The sequence below is a fragment of the Streptomyces sp. NPDC030799 genome (assembly GCF_055572255.1).
Genome location: NZ_JBVIDS010000015.1, coordinates 89,922 through 106,972, shown reverse-complemented (window position 1 = coordinate 106,972; position 17,051 = coordinate 89,922). Strand labels below are relative to the sequence as shown.

Sequence of the window (17,051 nt, the reverse complement as noted above, 5' to 3'; positions counted from 1 at the left end):
GGGCGGTGCCCTGGGACACGGCGGCGCCGCTGGTCCGGGCCGCGCAGAACGGGGACGCCCTGGCGATGGACGAACTGCTCGCGCTGGTGACGCCGTACGTGACCCGGCTCTGCCGCCCGATCGCCCCGCACGACGTGGCCGACGCCGTACAGGAGTCCCTGCTGGCGGTCTTCAAGGGCCTGCGCACACTCCGCGATCCCCAGGCGTTCTACGGCTGGGTGCGGACGGCCACCGTGCGCGAAGCGGTACGGGTCGCCCGCCGCACCCCGGCCGAGGAACCGGCCGACCCCACCGACCTGGCCCGTCTCGGCGGACTGCGTGCGGACACCGACGGGGAGTTGCCGGCGGACGTGCGGGACGTACTGGCCCGGCTCCCCGTCCGGCACCGCGCGGTCCTGGTGCTGCGCGAACTGGAGGGCCTGGACGAGGCCACCGTCGCCGGTCTGCTCGGCATCCCGCAGGGCACCGTGAAGTCCCGGCTGAGCCGGGCTCGTTCCTCGTTCCGGAAGGCGTGGTCGCGATGAATTCCTCCGATCCGGTGCTGCGACTGCGAGTACTGGCCGCCGGGCTGCACGCCGGCCTGTATGCCGAGGAGCATCTGGCGCTGCCCTACGACCGGGTGTGGACGGTGGTCGCGGACCTGGAGGCGGAACTGCCCCACCTCGTGCCGTTCCTGCGCGAGTTCCGCGTGCCGCCCGGCGACGCCGACCGCAAACGGGCGCTGGCAGTGGGCCGTTCCGGACTGACGGAGTCCTTCGAGGTCCGGCTGTCTCCCGGCTGGTGCCTGATGCAGTCCCGCCTGATCGTCGGCGGCATGGCGGCCGTCCCCGAGGCGGGCGGCACCCGCTTCGCCGTCCTCGGCGCCACCCGCCCCACCGCCCTGCGTCCCGCACAGTGGATCTACGGCCGCCTGCTCGGCGAACGGCGCGGACGGGCGTTCACCCGCCGGGTCGCCGAGCGGGCGGTGCTCCGCTAGATCTCCTGGGCGAAGGGGGTGAATGGCGCGAAGGGGGCGAACATTTCGCGGATGGCCTCCGCGACCTGCTCCGGCCGCTCCTGCGGCAGATGGTGCCCGGCCCCCGGCACCAGCCGTATGCGCATCTCGTCGGCGTACGGTTCGGCACCCGCCAGCATCGACGGCACGACCACGTTGTCCCGCTCCCCGCCGAGCAGGAGCGTCGGCACGGTCAGCCGCTGCCGCCGCGCGGCACCCCGCACCAACGCCGGTATCTCGCGCAGGACGTACTGCCAGAACATCGACTGACCGGCGACGGCGCTCTGCGAGGTCGCAGCGGCGTACTCGGCGAGCTCCGCCTCCGTCCACGCGGTCGCCGGGTCGGCGACCTGGTGACGCAGCAGGAAGCGGGTGAAGCCGGGCCAGTGCCGCAGCACGGCCCGCCCGAGCACCGGGTACTCGACGAACGCGGTGAACCACAGCCGCCACAGGTTGGGCAGGACGGCGCGATGCCGGGGCCAGGGGTGCGACATGTTGAGCGCGACATACCCGGTGAACCGCTCGGGCGCGCGCAGGCACAGCCGGAACCCGAGGTACGCTCCCCAGTCGTGCCCGACCAGCCCGACCCGCTCCAGCCCGAGCACGTCGAGCAGCGCGAGGGCGTCGTCCGCCAGGCCGTCCATGTCGTAACCGCGCCGTGTGCTCTCCGACCAGCCGAAGCCGCGCAGGTCCGGGCAGAGCAGCCGGTACCCGTCGGGCAGGTGTCCGGCGACCTTGTGCCAGGCGTACCAGTGCTGGGGGAAGCCGTGCAGCATCAGCAGCGGGGTGCCGGTGCCGCCGTACTCGGCGAGGTGCAGTCGGGTGCCGCGGACGGTCGGCCAACGGTGCTCGGCACGCTCGTCGTTGGGCAGCGGTCGTTCGGTGTGCGGTGCCATCCGTGACCCCTCTCGGGCCGGTGCGGTCCCCCGTCGGGCCCGCGTCGCCGGGTCAGGAGTCGGCGTCAGCGCGAAAGGTTCCCTCCCTTCTGTTTCTTGTCATCTCTCGGCATCGCCCCGAGCAGCGAGCTGGTCGTAGGTCTTGAAGGTGTACGAGGCGTCGTACGACAGCAGGTTGCCTTCGGTGGCCGGCAGGCCGAGACGTCGGTTGAGGGGGCCGGTGAGGGGTCCGCAGCGTTCGGCCGCCGGGGCGGTGAAGGTGTCGTCGTAGGCCGAGAACTCGATCACCGGAGGGTCCTGGGAAACCCACTTGGAGGGGCCGGAGCGCTTCAGTTGGAAGTCGACGGGCTCGCCCGCGCCGATCGTGCAGCCGTGCGGCACCAGCGGGCCGAGGAGGCGGAAGCGGAGACTGAACTGCCCGGTGTAGAAGTCGGACCGGCCGCCGTACTCCGGCTGTATCGCCAGTGCCAGGACGGCCGCGCGATCGCCCGCCGGCGTGCCGGTCAGTCCCCCCGGTACGGCGGTGGGGGAGCTGTGCATCGCGCCCCACACCTGGCCCTTGCTGCCGTCCGGCATCGGTCCCTCGGCGTGTGTCATGGTGATCGGGGCGAGGCTCACCGTCGTCCTGCCGACCGTCAACCGCGGGGCGGCCGTGTGCACTTCGCATCTCCACCGGCTCGGGTCGACGCCGTCGGGCAGTGCCGGGCAGTCGCTGAAGTCGGTCGCGGAGGCGACGCTGACGCGAGGCGCCGCGTAGGCGACACCCGGTGCGCACACCGCCGCCGTACCGGCGAGGACGGCGGCACCCGCGAGGGCGGCGACACGGCGGGCGGAGGAGGAGGAGGGGGAGCGGGAGGCGACGGAGGAGGAGCGGGCGGAGGAAGGGTAACCAGGGTGGGCGGCAGCGGATTTCGTCATGTCACCAGCGTGCCGCCGTGGCCACTCCCCCACCATCGGTGATGTCCCCGAGACCACCCGGACCCATCCCTGATACGACGTCAGGGCCGGGCCGCCCGGGCCGGCCCGTCAGGAGCGGACCGTCAGGGCGCGCCTGTCCGGGCCGGACAGTCCGGGCCCAGGAGCCCCATCTCAGCGGAACCCAGGAATCCGCCGGAGCTCACCGATCTTCAGCGCTTTGCCCACCACCACATAGAAGAGACCGAGTGCGAGCGAGCCGGCGACGGTCCGCAGAGCGGCCCCCGACGTGCCGTCCCCCAGCACACCGGCGCAGCCCCGCGCCGCCGCCCAGCCCGCCGCCGCGGCAACGCCACCGGCGCACAGCAGCTTGGCGTAGGTGCCGCGCAGGGTGCCGTCGTCGAGCCGGCCGCCGGTGCGGCGGGCCAGCAGACGGGCGGTGAGGAGCAGTCCGGCGACGTAGGAGACGGTGTAGGCACCGGCCATGCCGGTGACCGCCCACCGCACCGGCAGCAGCAGATGGCAGGCGGTGGCGAGCGCGATGTTCACCACCTGGGTCCATACGGCCATGAAGAACGGCGTCCGGGTGTCCTCGAAGGCGTAGAAGCCGCGCAGCAGCAGGTACTGCGCGGAGAACGGGATCAGCCCGAGCCCGAAGGCCTGCAGCATGTGCCCCAGGGGCTGGGCGGTGGCGGCGTCGGCGGCGCCGTGGGCGAAGAGGAGGACGGCGATGTCCGGCCCGAGCGCGGTGAACAGGAAGGCGGCCGGGACGATCACGACCCCGCTGACCCGCAGCGCCCGCGACAGATCGGTACGCAGATCGGCGATCCGCCCCTCGGCGGCCGCCTTGCTCATGCGCGGCAGCAGCGCCGTGACCAGGGAGACGGTGACGATGGACTGGGGCAGCATCCAGATCGTCTGCGCGGTGCTGTACGCCGTGTAGCCGACGCCCGCTTTCGGTAGTTCAGTGTCGGCGGCAGTGGCGTAGTTGGTGACGACGGTGAGCCCGACCAGGTTGGTCAGCACGAACAGCAGCGTCCATTTGGCGGCGTGGACCCCGGAGCCGAGTCCCGCACCGCGCCAGTCGAAGCGCGGCCGGAAGCGGAAGCCCGCGGCGCGGGCGAAGGGGACGAGGGCGAGGGCCTGTACGGCGATTCCGAGGGTCGTACCGATACCGAGCCAACGGACCTGGGCGTCGGTGACGTCGGCGACGGAACGGGGGACGGTCATCATCCCCAGGTAGACCCCGAACATCGTCACGAGCACGACATTGTTGAGCACGGGCGTCCACATCATGGCGCCGAACTTCTCGCGGGCGTTCAGCACCTGGCCGAGGATGGCGAACAGGCCGTAGAAGAAGATCTGCGGAAGCAGGAACCGCGCGAAGACGACGGTCAGCCGGAACGCCTCGTGCTCCTTGGGCGTATCCCTTATGTACAGGCTCACGATCTCCGGTGCCGCCCACACGGCGAGCACCGTCCCGACGGCCAGCACGCTGACGACAAGGGTCACGAGCCGCTGCTCGTACGCCCGCCCGCCATCGGCCTGCGTGGCTCGGGCCCGCACCAGCTGCGGCACCAGCACGGCGTTCAGCGCACCGCCGATCAGCAGGGTGTAGAGGCTGGTCGGCACGGTGTTGGCGGTGTTGTACGTGGTGGCCAGCAGCCCCGTCCCGAGCGCGGCCCCCTGCAACACCTGCCGGATCAGCCCACTGGCCCGCGAGACGACGGTACCGCCGGCCATGAGCACAGAAGCCCGCCCGACGCCCGCTTCCGCCTTGGGCTTGGCATGCCGGGCTGCTGTGGTCTTCTCCCCCGTTACCATGCCGTAAATCTACGGCAGTTGGGATCACCTGCCGCGAGCAGGACGACCAACGAAACGGACCCATGCGGCGGGACTCAAGGCGAGTATCGGCCCGGCGGAGTTCTCGGAGCCACGGACGGCGACGGTGTGGCGGGGAACTGTCGGCCGGTCGTGGTCCAGAGGAGACTCCCGGGCGCATGACTCGAATAAGGTGCTGATGACTTTGCGCCCCCGCCCCGGAGGCCACCCTCCCTTCGTCGTTCCTACCGAGATGCCCAGCGCCACCATCCCACCGGCATAAACAGGAACGCCATGGAAGAGAATCAGCCCGGAGGACTTGTGACGCCGCCTGCCGAATACGGTCCGTCTGCCTGAGGCAGGGCCGACTGCTGGGGGCCGGGAGGAAATGCGCCTGTTGGTCCGGCCTCTCCGCCTGCACCTTCGGCGGGCTGGTCGTCGGCACCGACGGTCACCGCTTCGCCGTGCTCGTCCAGGTCGGTGAGGACAGACGCCCCGTCCCGGTGTCGGAGGTTTTCGGGAAACTTCACCCTCAATCGTGAACATCAACCTTGCAGGTGGCATATTCGAATTCCTCCGCTCTACGTTCCGCAGCGGAGGTGGTTCACATGAGCGAACCCAGCAAGCGACCCGACTCGTCCGAACGGCACGAGGCGATCGACATCAGCGACTTCGTGTACGCGGCGACCGGAGCCCGTGTGCGGAGGCTGACCATGCCGGACGGGAGTCACTGGTTCCCGGCGGTGGATGTGTGCAAGGAGCTCGGGCACACCAACTCTCGGCAAGCTCTCGCCGATCACGTGCCCGAAGGGCACCGAGAGATTCTCGAGACCGTAACTGGAGCTTACGGTCTCAGCATTCCCGCAGGCAGGGAGTGGCGCCGAGACCTGAATGTCATCTCTCTGCAGGGTCTCATCCTCCTCGTCAACGCCTGCACCAAAGCTGCCTGCGCTCCCTTCAAGCAGTGGGCTGCCGAGGTGGTCGAGACCGTGCAGCGAGAGGGTTCCTACTCTCTGCAAGAGGCCGAGGTGCAGCCCACCGAACCAGGTGCTCCGATCGCGTACGCCATGCCCGAGCAGGTCGCCGAGGCCATCGTCCGGCTGGAGGCGCACAATCTTCAGCTGGATGAGGAACTCGCAAACGGGCAACGCAAATCGATCGAGCTGCAGCAGGAGACACTGGCCCTGCAGCACGAATCATTGGTCATGCAGCGGGAAATGCTGGTCATGCAGCGGGAGATGCTGGCCACCCAAAAGGCCACCCTCGCCGTACAGCAGGCCATGGTCCGGGCCATGGAACGGATCGCGGACCGGCTCGATGCCTTGGCGCCGGGCGCCCGGACGACTGGTGAGCACGTCAAGGAGTTGCCCACCACGGCTTCCGTACTGGCCGACTGGCGGCAACGCCTCTCGGTGACGGAGGACGTGTGGACCGTGGCCGTAGTGATCGCACCCGTTCTCGTCGAGAAGGGCGAACTGCGCGAGCCGCTCGATTCGATCGCAGCCCGTACGGGGCTCTCGGTGCCCCGCGTCGACGAATGCCTGCGACTGCTCCGCAAGCACGCCTGCATCCGCTCCCGTGGCGGAGCCGAGGACGGGGCGCCGGTGTACGTGCTCCACCGGGTCTGAGAGCCGAGCGCAGCACAGAGGGGGCGGTCGCAAGACGAAGTTGCGGCCGCCCCCTCAGGGTTTGCAACGCTATCAGCGCCGGACCGTCACGCCCAGGTGATCAACCTCTTCGGCTGCTCCAGAACCGCCGCCACATCCGCCAGCACCTTCGAGCCCAGCTCACCGTCGACCAGGCGGTGGTCGAAGCTCAACGCCAGGGTGGTGACCTGACGCGGCTTGACCTTGCCCTTGTGCACCCACGGCTGGAGCTTGATCGCGCCGACCGCGAGAATCGCCGACTCACCGGGGTTGAGGATCGGCGTGCCGGTGTCGACGCCGAAGACGCCGACGTTGGTGATCGTCACCGTGCCGCCCTGCATGGCCGCGGGGGAGGTCTTGCCCTCCCGCGCCGTCGACACCAGCTCGCCGAGCGCAGCGGCCAGTTGCGGGAGAGTCTTCTCGTGCGCGTCCTTGATGTTCGGCACGATCAGGCCGCGCGGGGTGGCCGCCGCGATGCCCAGGTTGACGTAGTGCTTCTGCACGATCTCCTGGTTCGCCTCGTCCCAGGACGCGTTGATCCCCGGGTTGCGCTTGATGGCGACCAGCAGGGCCTTGGCGATGAGCAGGAGCGGATTGACCCGCAGGCCCTGCATCTCCTTGTCCTGCTTGAGCTCCTCGACCAGCTTCATCGTGCGGGTCACGTCGACCGTCACGAACTCCGTGACGTGCGGCGCCGTGAACGCCGAGCCGACCATCGCCGCCGCCGTGGCCTTGCGGACGCCCTTCACCGGGATGCGGGTCTCGCGCGTGCCGTCGTACGAGGCGACCGGCGCCGGCGTCACGGCGGGGGCCGGAGCGACCGGAGCCGCCACCGGCTCAGCCGCCTTCGGCGTGGCCGCCGCATGGACGTCCTCGCGCGTGATGACGCCGTCCGGGCCGGACGGGATGACCGTGTGCAGGTCGACGCCGAGGTCCTTGGCCAGCTTGCGCACCGGCGGCTTGGCCAGCGGGCGGGGCTTGTCGGTGACCGGCGCGTGGCCGTTCAGCTCGGACTGGATCGCCTGGGCCGGGGCCGGGACGGTGACCTCCGGGCCCTTGCGCGGGCGGCGCTTGGTGGAGGAGGTCGCCACGCCGTAGCCGACGAGGACCGGCTGGCGGCCCTCCGGCTTCGGCTCGTCCTCGGCCGGCGGGGCGGACTCGGCCGGCTGAGCGGGCTCGGCCTTGGGCTGTTCCGCCTGAGGTGCCGCCGCGCCACCCGCCACGTCCACCGCGATGATGGCCGTACCCACGTCCACCGTGGTGCCCTCGGGGAAGTGCAGGGAGCGGACCACGCCGTCGTAGGGGATGGGGAGTTCGACGGCCGCCTTGGCGGTCTCGACCTCGCACACCACCTGGCCGTCGGTGACCGTGTCACCCGGCTGGACGTACCACTTGAGGATCTCGGCCTCGGTGAGTCCCTCGCCGACGTCCGGCATCTTGAACTCGCGTACGGACGCTTCCGTCATCGTCGTCACGACCCTCTCCTCAGTACGCCAGCGAGCGGTCGACGGCGTCGAGCACGCGGTCCAGGTCCGGCAGGTACTCCTCCTCCAGGCGCGCCGGCGGGTACGGGGCGTGGTAGCCGCCGACCCGGAGCACGGGGGCTTCGAGGTGGTAGAAGCAGCGCTCGGTGATCCGGGCGGCGATCTCCGCGCCGGAGCCGAAGAACACCGGGGCCTCGTGGACCACGACCAGGCGACGGGTCTTCTCCACCGAGGCCTGGATGGCGTCGAAGTCGAGGGGGGAGACCGAGCGCAGGTCCAGGACCTCCAGGGACTTGCCCTCCTCGGCCGCCGCGGCGGCGACCTCCTGGCAGAGCTTCACCATCGGGCCGTAGGCGGCCAGGGTCAGATCGGTGCCCTCGCGGACGACCTGCGCCTTGTGCAGGGGCGCCGGGATCGCCTCGACGTCCACTTCTCCCTTGTCCCAGTAGCGGCGCTTGGGCTCGAAGTAGATCACCGGGTCGTCGCTCTGGATGGCCTGCTGCATCATCCAGTACGCGTCCGACGCGTTCGACGGAGACACGATCTTCAGGCCCGCCACGTGTGCGAACAGGGCCTCGGGGGACTCCGAGTGGTGCTCGACCGCGCCGATGCCGCCGCCGTAGGGGATGCGGACGACGACCGGCATCTTGACCTTGCCCAGCGAGCGCGCGTGCATCTTCGCGAGCTGGGTGACGATCTGGTCGTAGGCCGGGAAGACGAAGCCGTCGAACTGGATCTCCACCACCGGGCGGTAGCCGCGCAGGGCGAGGCCGATCGCGGTGCCGACGATGCCGGACTCGGCGAGGGGGGTGTCGATGACGCGGCTCTCGCCGAAGTCCTTCTGCAGTCCGTCCGTCACCCGGAACACGCCGCCGAGCTTGCCGACGTCCTCGCCCATGACCAGGACCTTGGGGTCGGTGTCCAGGGCGCGGCGCAGCGACTCGTTAATGGCCTTGGCCATCGCCATCTTCTCGGCCATCTCAGTGACCCCCTTCTGCGTCCGCGAACGACGCCTGGTAGGCGGCGAACTGGGCTCGCTCCTCGTCGACGAGCGCGTGCCCGTCCGCGTACACGTTCTCGAAGATGGCGAAGTGGTCCGGGTCGGGCATGGCGCGGACCGCTTCGCGCACTCGTTTGCCCAACGCCTCGGACTCGGCCTCCAGTTCCGCGAAGAATCCCTCGTCCGCGTGGTTTGCGGCTTCCAGGTACCGGCGAAGGCGCAGGATCGGGTCCTTCGCCTCCCAGGCCAGCCGCTCCTCGTCGCCCCGGTAACGGCTGGGGTCGTCGGAGGTGGTGTGGGCGCCCATGCGGTACGTGTACGCCTCGACCAGGGTGGGGCCCTCGCCCTCGCGGGCGCGCTCCAGCGCCCACTTGGTGACCGCCAGGCAGGCCAGCACGTCGTTGCCGTCCACGCGCACGCCCGGGAAACCGAAGCCCTGCGCCCGCTGGTACAGCGGCACGCGGCTCTGCTTCTCGGTCGGCTCGGAGATCGCCCACTGGTTGTTCTGGCAGAAGAACACCACGGGCGCGTTGTAGACCGCGGAGAAGGTGAACGATTCGGCGACGTCGCCCTGGCTGCTCGCGCCGTCGCCGAAGTAGGCGATCACCGCGCTGTCCGCGCCGTCCTTGGCGATGCCCATCGCGTAGCCGGTGGCGTGCAGCGTCTGGGAGCCGATGACGATCGTGTACAGGTGGAAGTTGTTGCCGTTGGGGTCCCAGCCGCCGTTGTTCACGCCGCGGAACATGCCGAGCAGGTTGGTCGGGTCGACGCCGCGGCACCAGGCGACGCCGTGCTCCCGGTAGGTCGGGAAGACATAGTCGTCGTCGCGCAGCGCCCGGCCGGAGCCGATCTGGGCGGCCTCCTGGCCCAGCAGCGAGGCCCACAGGCCGAGCTCGCCCTGGCGCTGCAGGGCGGTGGCCTCGGCGTCGAAGCGGCGGGTGAGCACCATGTCGCGGTACAGGCCGCGCAGGTCTTCGGGGGTGATGCCGGCGACGTAGGCGTCGTACTCGGCGTTCTTGACCCGCTTGCCCTCGGGCGTCAGCAGCTGTACGAGCTCCGGCTCGGTGTTCTTCGCGCGCGTGGCGCGCCCGGCGGTGCTGCGGGTGCCGGTCTTGGTGCCGGTGGTGCCGGCCTTGCCTGCGGCGCTGCGTCGCGGCTTGCGCGCGGCACTGCTGTCCACGGTCACGTGTGCTCCTCCGTCGTTCCGGCCCCCGGGGTTGCCGGTAGGCCAGTGCGGCTCACCTGTTTCGACCACCGGGCACGGGGTGGGTGCCACTCGGCCGGGAACAGGCGTGACAGGTGCCCCGGCGAGCGCCCTGCAACCATCACGTTACCCAGTGCTCCACATTTCTGTGAAACCCCACCTGACCTGCGATTTTGCTTGGATTTCCAAGTAAATCGGAGAAGCCTGGAAGCGCGCTGGTCACAGCCTTGCGAAAGGCCGGAGCAACGGCACGTTATCCCGCTGACCCAGCTCACGGGAAGAGTTTGCGTGTGAGACTGATTCTGCGAACGAACAGGGCGAAATCAGGGCATTTCTCCTCTACGACCATGAGGTCGGCCGGCGTGGCGTCCACGAGATGCTCTCCGGCGAGCCGGACATCGGGGGGTCCGCGAGCCCGGCACGGCGGCCCCGCGCCGGTGCGCATTCCGGCCATCCGGCCCGGCGCGGCGGTGCCGGAGGGGCGGCTGCCGGACGGCAGCGAAATCCTCGAACTGATCGGCGAAGCACTCGCCGGCTGCCGGATCGGCGAGCGTTTGCGTCTGACCGAGAAAACGATCAAGAATTAGTTTCCGGTCTGCTTTCCAAACTCAGGCGGAAGCGACGGAACTCTCTGATAGAGCCTGCTGCGTGACCGAAAGAGATCAACAGCGACTGCCTGTGACAAGCCCCAGCTCACGGCGGCTTTTCGTGCCCTAGCATCTGCGGCGTGCCGCGCTCTTGTGTACCACCCCCCGTACCCCACGCGCCCCCTCTCAGCGCTCTGCTCCGCCTGTACGCCGCCGGTACCGCCGTCACGTGTGAGCCCGTCGACCAGGGCCTGCTGAACCGCGGTTACCGGCTGTGCACCACCCGCGGCCGCTACTTCCTCAAGCACCACTTCGACCCCGACACCGCCGACCCGGCCGCCATCGAGCGCCGCAACCGCGCCACCCAGCGCCTCGCCGACCTCGGCGTCCCGGTCTCCGTGCCGCTCGCGCACCGCGAGGGCCGTACGGTCGCCGTCGTCGGCGGCCATGCCTACGCCCTGCACCCCTGGATCGACGGCAGGCACCGCCACGGCGGCCAGCTCACGCGCGGGGAGAGCGCCCGGCTCGGGGCGCTCCTGGGCGCCGTGCACGCCTGTCTGGAGCGTGTGATGCCACCCAAGGGGCGCACGCGTCCGGCCACGAGCCCCCACCCCGTGGAGAGCGCCGACCCGGACGACACCTTCGCCCTCATCGACGACCTGCTCGCCCAGGTGCACCGCCACCGCCCCGCCGACGCCTTCGACGAACTCGCCCGGCACCGCCTGCTGGAACGCCGTGCGCTGCTGGAGCAGCACGCGGACCGGCGCCCGCCGCCCGGCGGCTCGGTGGGCTGGGTGCACGGCGACTTCCACCCGTTCAACCTGCTCTACAAGGACGACGCCCCGGCGGCCATCGTCGACTGGGACCGGCTCGGCGTGCAGCCCCGCGCCGAGGAGGCCGTACGCGCCGCAGCGATCTTCTTCGTACGGCCCGCGGGCGCCCTGGACCTGCCCAAAGTGCGCGCCTACGCGCGCGCGTACCGGCGCGCGGCCGGCGCCACGCCCTCGGAGCTGGCGGCGGCCGTGCACCGGGTGTGGTGGGAGCGGCTGAACGACTTCTGGATGCTGCGCTGGCACTACGAACGCGGTGACACGCGCGCGGACTGCCAGTTCCCGGCCGTGTCGGCGCTCGCGGTGTGGTGGACCCGCGAGTACGACGCGGTGTGCGACGCGTTCGTGCGGTGACCGCCTGCGGCCACCGGCCGGGTCGTCCCGGCCCGACCGCACCCGTGGCCGGGTCGGCTCACGGTGACGCCGTCACGGGCGCGGTGGGTGTCCTTCAACCGGTGGGGTCGCCCGCGCCGCCGTCCGCGGTGTTCCCGGTGGAGGTGCCGCCGTCGGTGGTACCCGCGTCCGTGCCGCCGTCCGCGGTGTTCCCGGTGGTGGTGCCGCCGTCGGTGGTACCCGCGTCCGTGCCGCCGGTGTCGGTGCCCCCGATCGTGCCGCCGGTCGTGGGGTCGGTGGACTGCGACGGGGAGGTCTGCGGGTCCGACGGCTCGTCGGTGGGGTCCGTGGACTGCGACTGCGAAGGCTGCGGGTCCGACGGCGTGTAGCCGGAGCCGCCCGAGTCCGTGTCCGAGCCGTTGTCGGTGGTGGTGTCCGTGGGCTGGTCGGTGCTGTCGTCCGACGGGGTCGGGGAGTCCGAGTGCGTCTTCGCGGGCTTCGAGTGCGTCGTCGTCGGCTTGGTGTCCGTGCCGGTGTGGGTTCCGTGGCCCGCGCTCTTGAGCGCGATCGCGACGCCCGCCGCGATCGCGACGACCGCGAGGACGGCGAGGATCCACAGCTTGCCGCGGCCGCTGCCCTTGTTGCCGTGCCCCTCGAAGCCGCCGTCGTCGCCGCTGCCGTAGCCCTGGGGCAGGATCGGCTGCGGGATCTGCGCGGTCCCGGCACCGAACTCGCCCGGGTGCTGCATCGCGGTGGTGCCCGTGAAGCCGCCCGCCGGGGTGTGCCGGCCGTCGTGCGCCTCCACCGGGCCGGTGTTCCAGGTACCGGTGTGGCCGCCCGCCTCGTAGAGCATCTGCAGGCCGTACTGGACCAGGCCGCGCATCTCCTCGGCCGTCTGGAACCGGTCGTCCGGCTCCTTGGCGAGCGAGCGCATGACCAGGCCGTCCAGCTCCGGCGGGCAGCCGTCGGAGACCTCCGAGGGCGGGGTCGGGATGTCCTGGACGTGCTGGTAGACCACCGAGAGGGGGGTCTCGCCGGTGAACGGGGGCCGCAGCGCGAGGAGTTCGTACAGCAGGCAGCCGGTCGCGTACAGGTCGGAGCGGTGGTCCACGGCCTTGCCGAGCGCCTGCTCCGGGGAGAGGTACTGCGGCGTGCCCATGACCATGCCGGTCTGCGTCATCGTTGTCGAGGCGCCGTGCAGGGCGCGCGCGATGCCGAAGTCCATCACCTTGACGGCACCGCTGTTGGTGATGATCACGTTGGCGGGCTTGATGTCGCGGTGCACGATGCCGTGCTGGTGCGAGTAGGCAAGCGCTTCCAGCACCCCGGACACGATGATCAGGGCCTGCTCGGGGCCCGGCGCCTCGGCGTTCAGCAGCAGATCGCGGATGGTGCGGCCCTCGACCAGCTCCATGACGATGTACGGCACCGACTGGCCGCCGACCACGTCCTCGCCGGAGTCGTACACGGCGACGATCGCATGGTGGTTGAGACCGGCGACGGACTGCGCCTCACGCGTGAAACGGGCCTTGGAGACCGGGTCCTCGGCGAGATCGGCACGCAGCAGCTTGACCGCGACCGTACGGCCCAGACGGACGTCCTCGGCCGCGAACACCTCGGCCATGCCGCCCCGGCCGAGCCGGTGCGTCAGCCGGTACCGGCCGTCGCCGACGAGCCCGCCGTTGCCCCACATCTCCGGCGCGTCCGACATACCGCCGCCACTCGCCTCGGGGTCGGACGGGCCCTGGGCGCGCTGCGTCTGTGCCATCAGTCCTCGCCGTCGTTTCTGCCCGCGGTGCGCGCGGTGTTGTTACGGTCTCCGTCGGCCACGCTACAGCCTCCGCGCGAGCCGCCGGTTCGGAACCGGAACCCGGACCGGCCGGAGCCAGACCGGCCATGAAACCCGTAGCACGCGCTGTCGTGCAAATTCTGTGCACCCGTCGTACGCCCCCTGTAACGCTTGCGCGACGCTTCTTGCGCGTACGGTCACGGAACGGGCACCGCGCTTGACGTGTCAGTGCCCTGGGGCAGACTTGGCCGGGAATGACACATTCGATCAAGGCCCGTGCGATGAGCGAACGCGCCGGACGGCCAGTGGGGGACGCGGAGAGATGAGCCAGGACGGCGCACACGGGCGGTACGCGGGGCAGGCGCTGGCCGGCGGCCGCTACCAGCTGCGCGACTTGCTCGGCGAGGGCGGCATGGCCTCGGTGCACCTGGCGTACGACGCCGTACTCGACCGCCAGGTCGCGATCAAGACCCTTCACACGGAACTCGGCCGGGAACAGGCCTTCCGCGAGCGCTTCCGCCGCGAGGCCCAGGCCGTGGCCAAGCTCACGCACACCAATATCGTGTCGGTCTTCGACACCGGCGAGGACGATCTGGGTGGTCTGACGACGCCGTACATCGTCATGGAGTACGTCGAGGGCCGCCCGCTGGGCTCGGCCCTCGAGGAGGACATCCGGCAGTACGGCGCGATGCCCGCCGACAAGGCGCTGAAGGTCACCGCGGACGTGCTGGCGGCGCTGGAGATCAGCCACGAGATGGGACTGGTCCACCGCGACATCAAGCCGGGCAACGTGATGGTGACCAAGCGCGGCGTGGTCAAGGTGATGGACTTCGGCATCGCCCGCGCCATGCAGTCCGGTGTGACGTCGATGACGCAGACCGGCATGGTCGTCGGCACCCCGCAGTACCTCTCGCCCGAGCAGGCCCTCGGCCGCGGCGTGGACGCCCGCTCCGACCTGTACTCGGTCGGCATCATGCTGTTCCAGCTGGTCACCGGGCGGCTGCCGTTCGAGGCGGACTCGCCGCTGGCGATCGCCTACGCACATGTCCAGGAGGAGCCGGTGGCTCCTTCGTCGATCAACCGGTCCCTGCCGCCGGCCGTGGACGCCCTGGTCGCCCGCGCGCTGAAGAAGAATCCCAACGAGCGTTTCCCGACCGCCGAGGCCATGCGCGACGAGTGCCTGCGCGTCGCCGCCTCCTTCCAGGCGGCCGCGCCCAGCATCGTGCCGGGGGCCGCGCCGACGCAGAGCGGCGCGGGCGTCGGCTCCGCGGTGTTCCCGCCGGTCGACCAGACCGCCCAGCAGGCCCCCGGCCCGGTCCAGACGCCGTACACGGCAGGCCCGTACGGTGCGCCGCAGACGCCCGCCCCCTCCTACGGCTACCCGCAGCAGGGCGGCTATCAGACGCCGCCTGCGATGGGCTACGGCCCGCAGGCTCCGCAGGCCGCCCCGACCCCGCCGCCGTACACGATCTCCCCGCAGCCGTCCGCTCCGGGCTCCGGCACGGGCAAGAGCAACAAGCCGGTGATCATCGGCTCGGTCGCGGTGTCGCTCGTCGCGGTCATCGCCCTGGTGGTCGCCCTGGCGCTGAGCAACAAGGAAGACAAGACCGCGAAGGGCGGGGCCAGTTCCTCCGCGTCCAGCTCTCACAAGCCGGGCTATCGCGGGCCGGACACAAGCCGGGTGATCGACAAGGAGAAGTGCACGGAGCCCGAGGAGTCCGCCACCGACCCCTCCAAGGTGGAACTGCCCACCTTCCAGTACAAGGACATCGACTCGGTGAAGGCGTGCTTCCAGGCCGCGGGCTGGGTGTACAAGATCGAGCACCAGGACGACAACACATGGGGCGAGGGCACGGTCTTGTCCCAGTTCCCCGCCGAGGGCACGGACATCGACAAGAAGAATCCCGGCACCATCCAGCTGACCGTCTCGACGGGCAATCCCCCGCAGTGACCGGGTAGGTCCCTCGAAGACGCCAACGTCGATACACGCTCCGGCGATTCACCGGACGATCGAGGTGTGACGGGGCAACAGGACATGAAGGGACCGGCGATCGTTCGCCGGCCCCTTCGCGTGTACGGCTTTACAGGTACGGCCCGCCCGAACGGCCGCCGGTGCGGTGGTCGTCGCCGGCCTCGGGGCCGGTCATACCCGGCGGAAGCGCGCGGCGCATCTGTTCCAGCTGGGCCCGCGCGGCCATCTGCTGGGCGAACAGCGTCGTCTGGATCCCGTGGAAAAGGCCTTCCAGCCAGCCCACCAACTGCGCCTGAGCAATCCGCAGTTCCGCGTCGCTCGGGGTGACGTCGTCGGTGAACGGCAGGGAGAGCCGCTCGAGCTCCTCGACCAGCTCCGGCGCGAGGCCGTCCTCCAGCTCCTTCACCGAGCTGGCGTGGATCTCCTTCAGCCGCACCCGGCTCGCCTCGTCCAGAGGAGCCGCGCGCACCTCCTCCAGGAGCTGCTTGATCATGCTGCCGATCCGCATGACCTTGGCAGGCTGCTCGACCTGCTCCGTCAGCGGAGTCTCTCGGGAGTCGTCGTCCCCGTTGCCGCCGCCGAGCGCCATCCCGTCCTGGCCCACGACGAGGATCTGGGGATTCTCCGGCGACCGTTCGTTCCTCGGCATCTCCATGCCGCCATTCTCTCGCACCCGTACACCTCATCACCGTGGTGCCCCCTCATGGGGCTGATCCACCGTTTAGACCCAACGGAGCATTCTGAAATGCCCTGTTTGCCATTGAATGTGAGGCTTATTTCCGTCCGTTATTCATCGATCACGACATCCGGGCTACGGGAGGTCACCGACGTGACTCCATGGCTGCGCATCACCTTCCCCTGCGCACGGCTGCTGCTCGCCCTCGGGGCGGCCCTTCCCGCGTACGGCGCCGTCGCCCTGTACACCACGGCCGCCTACGCCGCCGAGCCCGCTCCCTCGGAGCACTCGGAGCACTCGGAGCGCCCGGGGCCCTCAGAGCCCTCGGTTCCTGGACACTCGGCGGGTACCGGGGCCGGTGCCCAGCGCCCTGACCGTCCGGACGGTCAGGACGGTCAGGACCGCCCGAAGCCGTCCGGTCACGATCACGGCCGCCAGGGCTTGCCCACCACCGGTCCCACCCTCATTCCCATACCCTCCGATTCCGCCTCCGCCTCGTACCGCCCGGCGGCCGTCGAGCCGACCCGTGCGGGCAGCCGCGCCGGGGAGGGCCGGATGCGGCCGGGCCGACCGGACGGGCCCGCGGCCGAGGTGGAGGGCGACGACGACCCCGTGCCCACCCGGACCCCGGACTCCGGCCGGCCGGAGGAGCCGGAGACCGCGGACCTCCCGGTCGCGACGCCGTCGGCCGCCCCTCATGACGCCGGCCTCGACCCCGCCAGGTCCCCGGCCCAGAACGCCGCCCGGCAGAACGAGAACAGCACCGAGCCGGTCCTGCAGATCCTCCCCCTGGGCAGCGGCCTGGTCCTGATCGGCCTCGGCCTGGCCCTGGCGTTCCTGGCCCTCAGACTCCGCAGAGGCTGAGGCAGCACAGGCGCACCGCAGCAGCACCCGGCCGGCGCGG

Annotated in this window: 15 protein-coding genes; 7 read left to right on the top strand and 8 right to left on the bottom strand. The window is 70.7% G+C overall.

The features are described from left to right. Positions 1 to 5 precede the first annotated feature (5 nt). Together ACZ41I_RS32705 and ACZ41I_RS32700 are read left to right on the top strand one after the other, a co-directional pair. Entirely contained in the window at positions 6 to 524 is a 519-nt protein-coding gene (locus ACZ41I_RS32705) for an RNA polymerase sigma factor (protein WP_399766524.1), read from the top strand. Continuing rightward, entirely contained in the window at positions 521 to 976 is a 456-nt protein-coding gene (locus ACZ41I_RS32700) for a hypothetical protein (protein WP_468321026.1), read from the top strand. Before ACZ41I_RS32705 ends, ACZ41I_RS32700 begins: the two co-directional genes overlap by 4 nt. On the opposite strand, the gene ACZ41I_RS32695 is transcribed toward ACZ41I_RS32700, so the two are convergent. From ACZ41I_RS32695 to murJ, 3 genes are all read right to left on the bottom strand, one after another. After that, on the bottom strand, positions 973 to 1,890 hold the full coding sequence (locus ACZ41I_RS32695) for an alpha/beta fold hydrolase (protein WP_468515752.1): 918 nt from the start codon (positions 1,888 to 1,890) through the stop codon (positions 973 to 975). The two genes, ACZ41I_RS32700 and ACZ41I_RS32695, sit on opposite strands and share 4 nt — an antisense overlap. A gap of 99 nt (positions 1,891 to 1,989) precedes the next feature. Then, entirely contained in the window at positions 1,990 to 2,808 is an 819-nt protein-coding gene (locus tag ACZ41I_RS32690) for a hypothetical protein (RefSeq protein ID WP_399766531.1), read from the bottom strand. Between the two features lie 171 nt (positions 2,809 to 2,979). Beyond that, complete coding sequence (murJ, locus tag ACZ41I_RS32685) at positions 2,980 to 4,629, bottom strand: murein biosynthesis integral membrane protein MurJ (protein WP_399766534.1); 1,650 nt, start codon at positions 4,627 to 4,629, stop codon at positions 2,980 to 2,982. Positions 4,630 to 5,234: 605 nt separating this feature from the next. On the opposite strand from murJ, the gene ACZ41I_RS32680 reads away from it, so the two are divergent. After that, the gene (locus ACZ41I_RS32680; protein WP_468515751.1) at positions 5,235 to 6,254 is read left to right on the top strand and encodes a BRO-N domain-containing protein; all 1,020 of its coding nucleotides are present in this window, start codon (positions 5,235 to 5,237) and stop codon (positions 6,252 to 6,254) included. A gap of 86 nt (positions 6,255 to 6,340) precedes the next feature. Here ACZ41I_RS32680 and ACZ41I_RS32675 read toward each other — a convergent pair whose 3' ends face one another. Genes ACZ41I_RS32675 through pdhA form a run of 3 tightly spaced genes read right to left on the bottom strand, consistent with a single transcriptional unit; the run spans position 6,341 to position 9,942 of the window. Further along, the gene (locus ACZ41I_RS32675) at positions 6,341 to 7,747 is read right to left on the bottom strand and encodes a dihydrolipoamide acetyltransferase family protein (protein ID WP_468515750.1); all 1,407 of its coding nucleotides are present in this window, start codon (positions 7,745 to 7,747) and stop codon (positions 6,341 to 6,343) included. Positions 7,748 to 7,757: 10 nt separating this feature from the next. After that, positions 7,758 to 8,735: an alpha-ketoacid dehydrogenase subunit beta gene (locus tag ACZ41I_RS32670; protein ID WP_399766544.1), complete on the bottom strand. Its 978-nt coding sequence runs from the start codon at positions 8,733 to 8,735 to the stop codon at positions 7,758 to 7,760. 1 nt (position 8,736) lies between these two features. Then, positions 8,737 to 9,942: a pyruvate dehydrogenase (acetyl-transferring) E1 component subunit alpha gene (gene pdhA, locus ACZ41I_RS32665; RefSeq protein WP_399766547.1), complete on the bottom strand. Its 1,206-nt coding sequence runs from the start codon at positions 9,940 to 9,942 to the stop codon at positions 8,737 to 8,739. A gap of 455 nt (positions 9,943 to 10,397) precedes the next feature. On the opposite strand from pdhA, the gene ACZ41I_RS32660 reads away from it, so the two are divergent. Then, positions 10,398 to 10,547: a hypothetical protein gene (locus ACZ41I_RS32660; RefSeq protein WP_399766550.1), complete on the top strand. Its 150-nt coding sequence runs from the start codon at positions 10,398 to 10,400 to the stop codon at positions 10,545 to 10,547. 140 nt (positions 10,548 to 10,687) lie between these two features. Beyond that, positions 10,688 to 11,731 carry a phosphotransferase gene (locus tag ACZ41I_RS32655; RefSeq protein WP_363215839.1) on the top strand — a complete coding sequence of 348 codons (1,044 nt, stop codon included), beginning with the start codon at positions 10,688 to 10,690 and terminating at the stop codon, positions 11,729 to 11,731. A gap of 94 nt (positions 11,732 to 11,825) precedes the next feature. Here ACZ41I_RS32655 and ACZ41I_RS32650 read toward each other — a convergent pair whose 3' ends face one another. After that, on the bottom strand, positions 11,826 to 13,478 hold the full coding sequence (locus ACZ41I_RS32650) for a protein kinase domain-containing protein (protein ID WP_399766553.1): 1,653 nt from the start codon (positions 13,476 to 13,478) through the stop codon (positions 11,826 to 11,828). A gap of 343 nt (positions 13,479 to 13,821) precedes the next feature. Between ACZ41I_RS32650 and ACZ41I_RS32645 the strand changes: the two genes are divergently transcribed. Continuing rightward, complete coding sequence (locus ACZ41I_RS32645) at positions 13,822 to 15,450, top strand: protein kinase domain-containing protein (RefSeq protein WP_363215836.1); 1,629 nt, start codon at positions 13,822 to 13,824, stop codon at positions 15,448 to 15,450. A gap of 130 nt (positions 15,451 to 15,580) precedes the next feature. On the opposite strand, the gene ACZ41I_RS32640 is transcribed toward ACZ41I_RS32645, so the two are convergent. After that, on the bottom strand, positions 15,581 to 16,126 hold the full coding sequence (locus tag ACZ41I_RS32640; RefSeq protein ID WP_363215835.1) for a bacterial proteasome activator family protein: 546 nt from the start codon (positions 16,124 to 16,126) through the stop codon (positions 15,581 to 15,583). Between the two features lie 174 nt (positions 16,127 to 16,300). Between ACZ41I_RS32640 and ACZ41I_RS32635 the strand changes: the two genes are divergently transcribed. Further along, positions 16,301 to 17,011, top strand: coding sequence for a hypothetical protein (locus tag ACZ41I_RS32635; RefSeq protein ID WP_468515749.1), 711 nt, complete (start codon positions 16,301 to 16,303; stop codon positions 17,009 to 17,011). The last annotated feature ends 40 nt before the right edge of the window (positions 17,012 to 17,051 follow it).

What these genes read in the sequence shown, in the direction of transcription:
- ACZ41I_RS32700 (WP_468321026.1), top strand. Translation starts at nt 521, where the DNA reads ATGAATTCCTCCGATCCGGTGCTGCGACTGCGAGTACTGGCCGCCGGG.
- ACZ41I_RS32695 (WP_468515752.1), bottom strand. Translation starts at nt 1,890, where the DNA reads ATGGCACCGCACACCGAACGACCGCTGCCCAACGACGAGCGTGCCGAG.
- ACZ41I_RS32690 (WP_399766531.1), bottom strand. Translation starts at nt 2,808, where the DNA reads ATGACGAAATCCGCTGCCGCCCACCCTGGTTACCCTTCCTCCGCCCGC.
- murJ (WP_399766534.1), bottom strand. Translation starts at nt 4,629, where the DNA reads ATGGTAACGGGGGAGAAGACCACAGCAGCCCGGCATGCCAAGCCCAAG.
- ACZ41I_RS32680 (WP_468515751.1), top strand. Translation starts at nt 5,235, where the DNA reads ATGAGCGAACCCAGCAAGCGACCCGACTCGTCCGAACGGCACGAGGCG.
- ACZ41I_RS32670 (WP_399766544.1), bottom strand. Translation starts at nt 8,735, where the DNA reads ATGGCCGAGAAGATGGCGATGGCCAAGGCCATTAACGAGTCGCTGCGC.
- ACZ41I_RS32650 (WP_399766553.1), bottom strand. Translation starts at nt 13,478, where the DNA reads ATGGCACAGACGCAGCGCGCCCAGGGCCCGTCCGACCCCGAGGCGAGT.
- ACZ41I_RS32645 (WP_363215836.1), top strand. Translation starts at nt 13,822, where the DNA reads ATGAGCCAGGACGGCGCACACGGGCGGTACGCGGGGCAGGCGCTGGCC.
- ACZ41I_RS32640 (WP_363215835.1), bottom strand. Translation starts at nt 16,126, where the DNA reads ATGGAGATGCCGAGGAACGAACGGTCGCCGGAGAATCCCCAGATCCTC.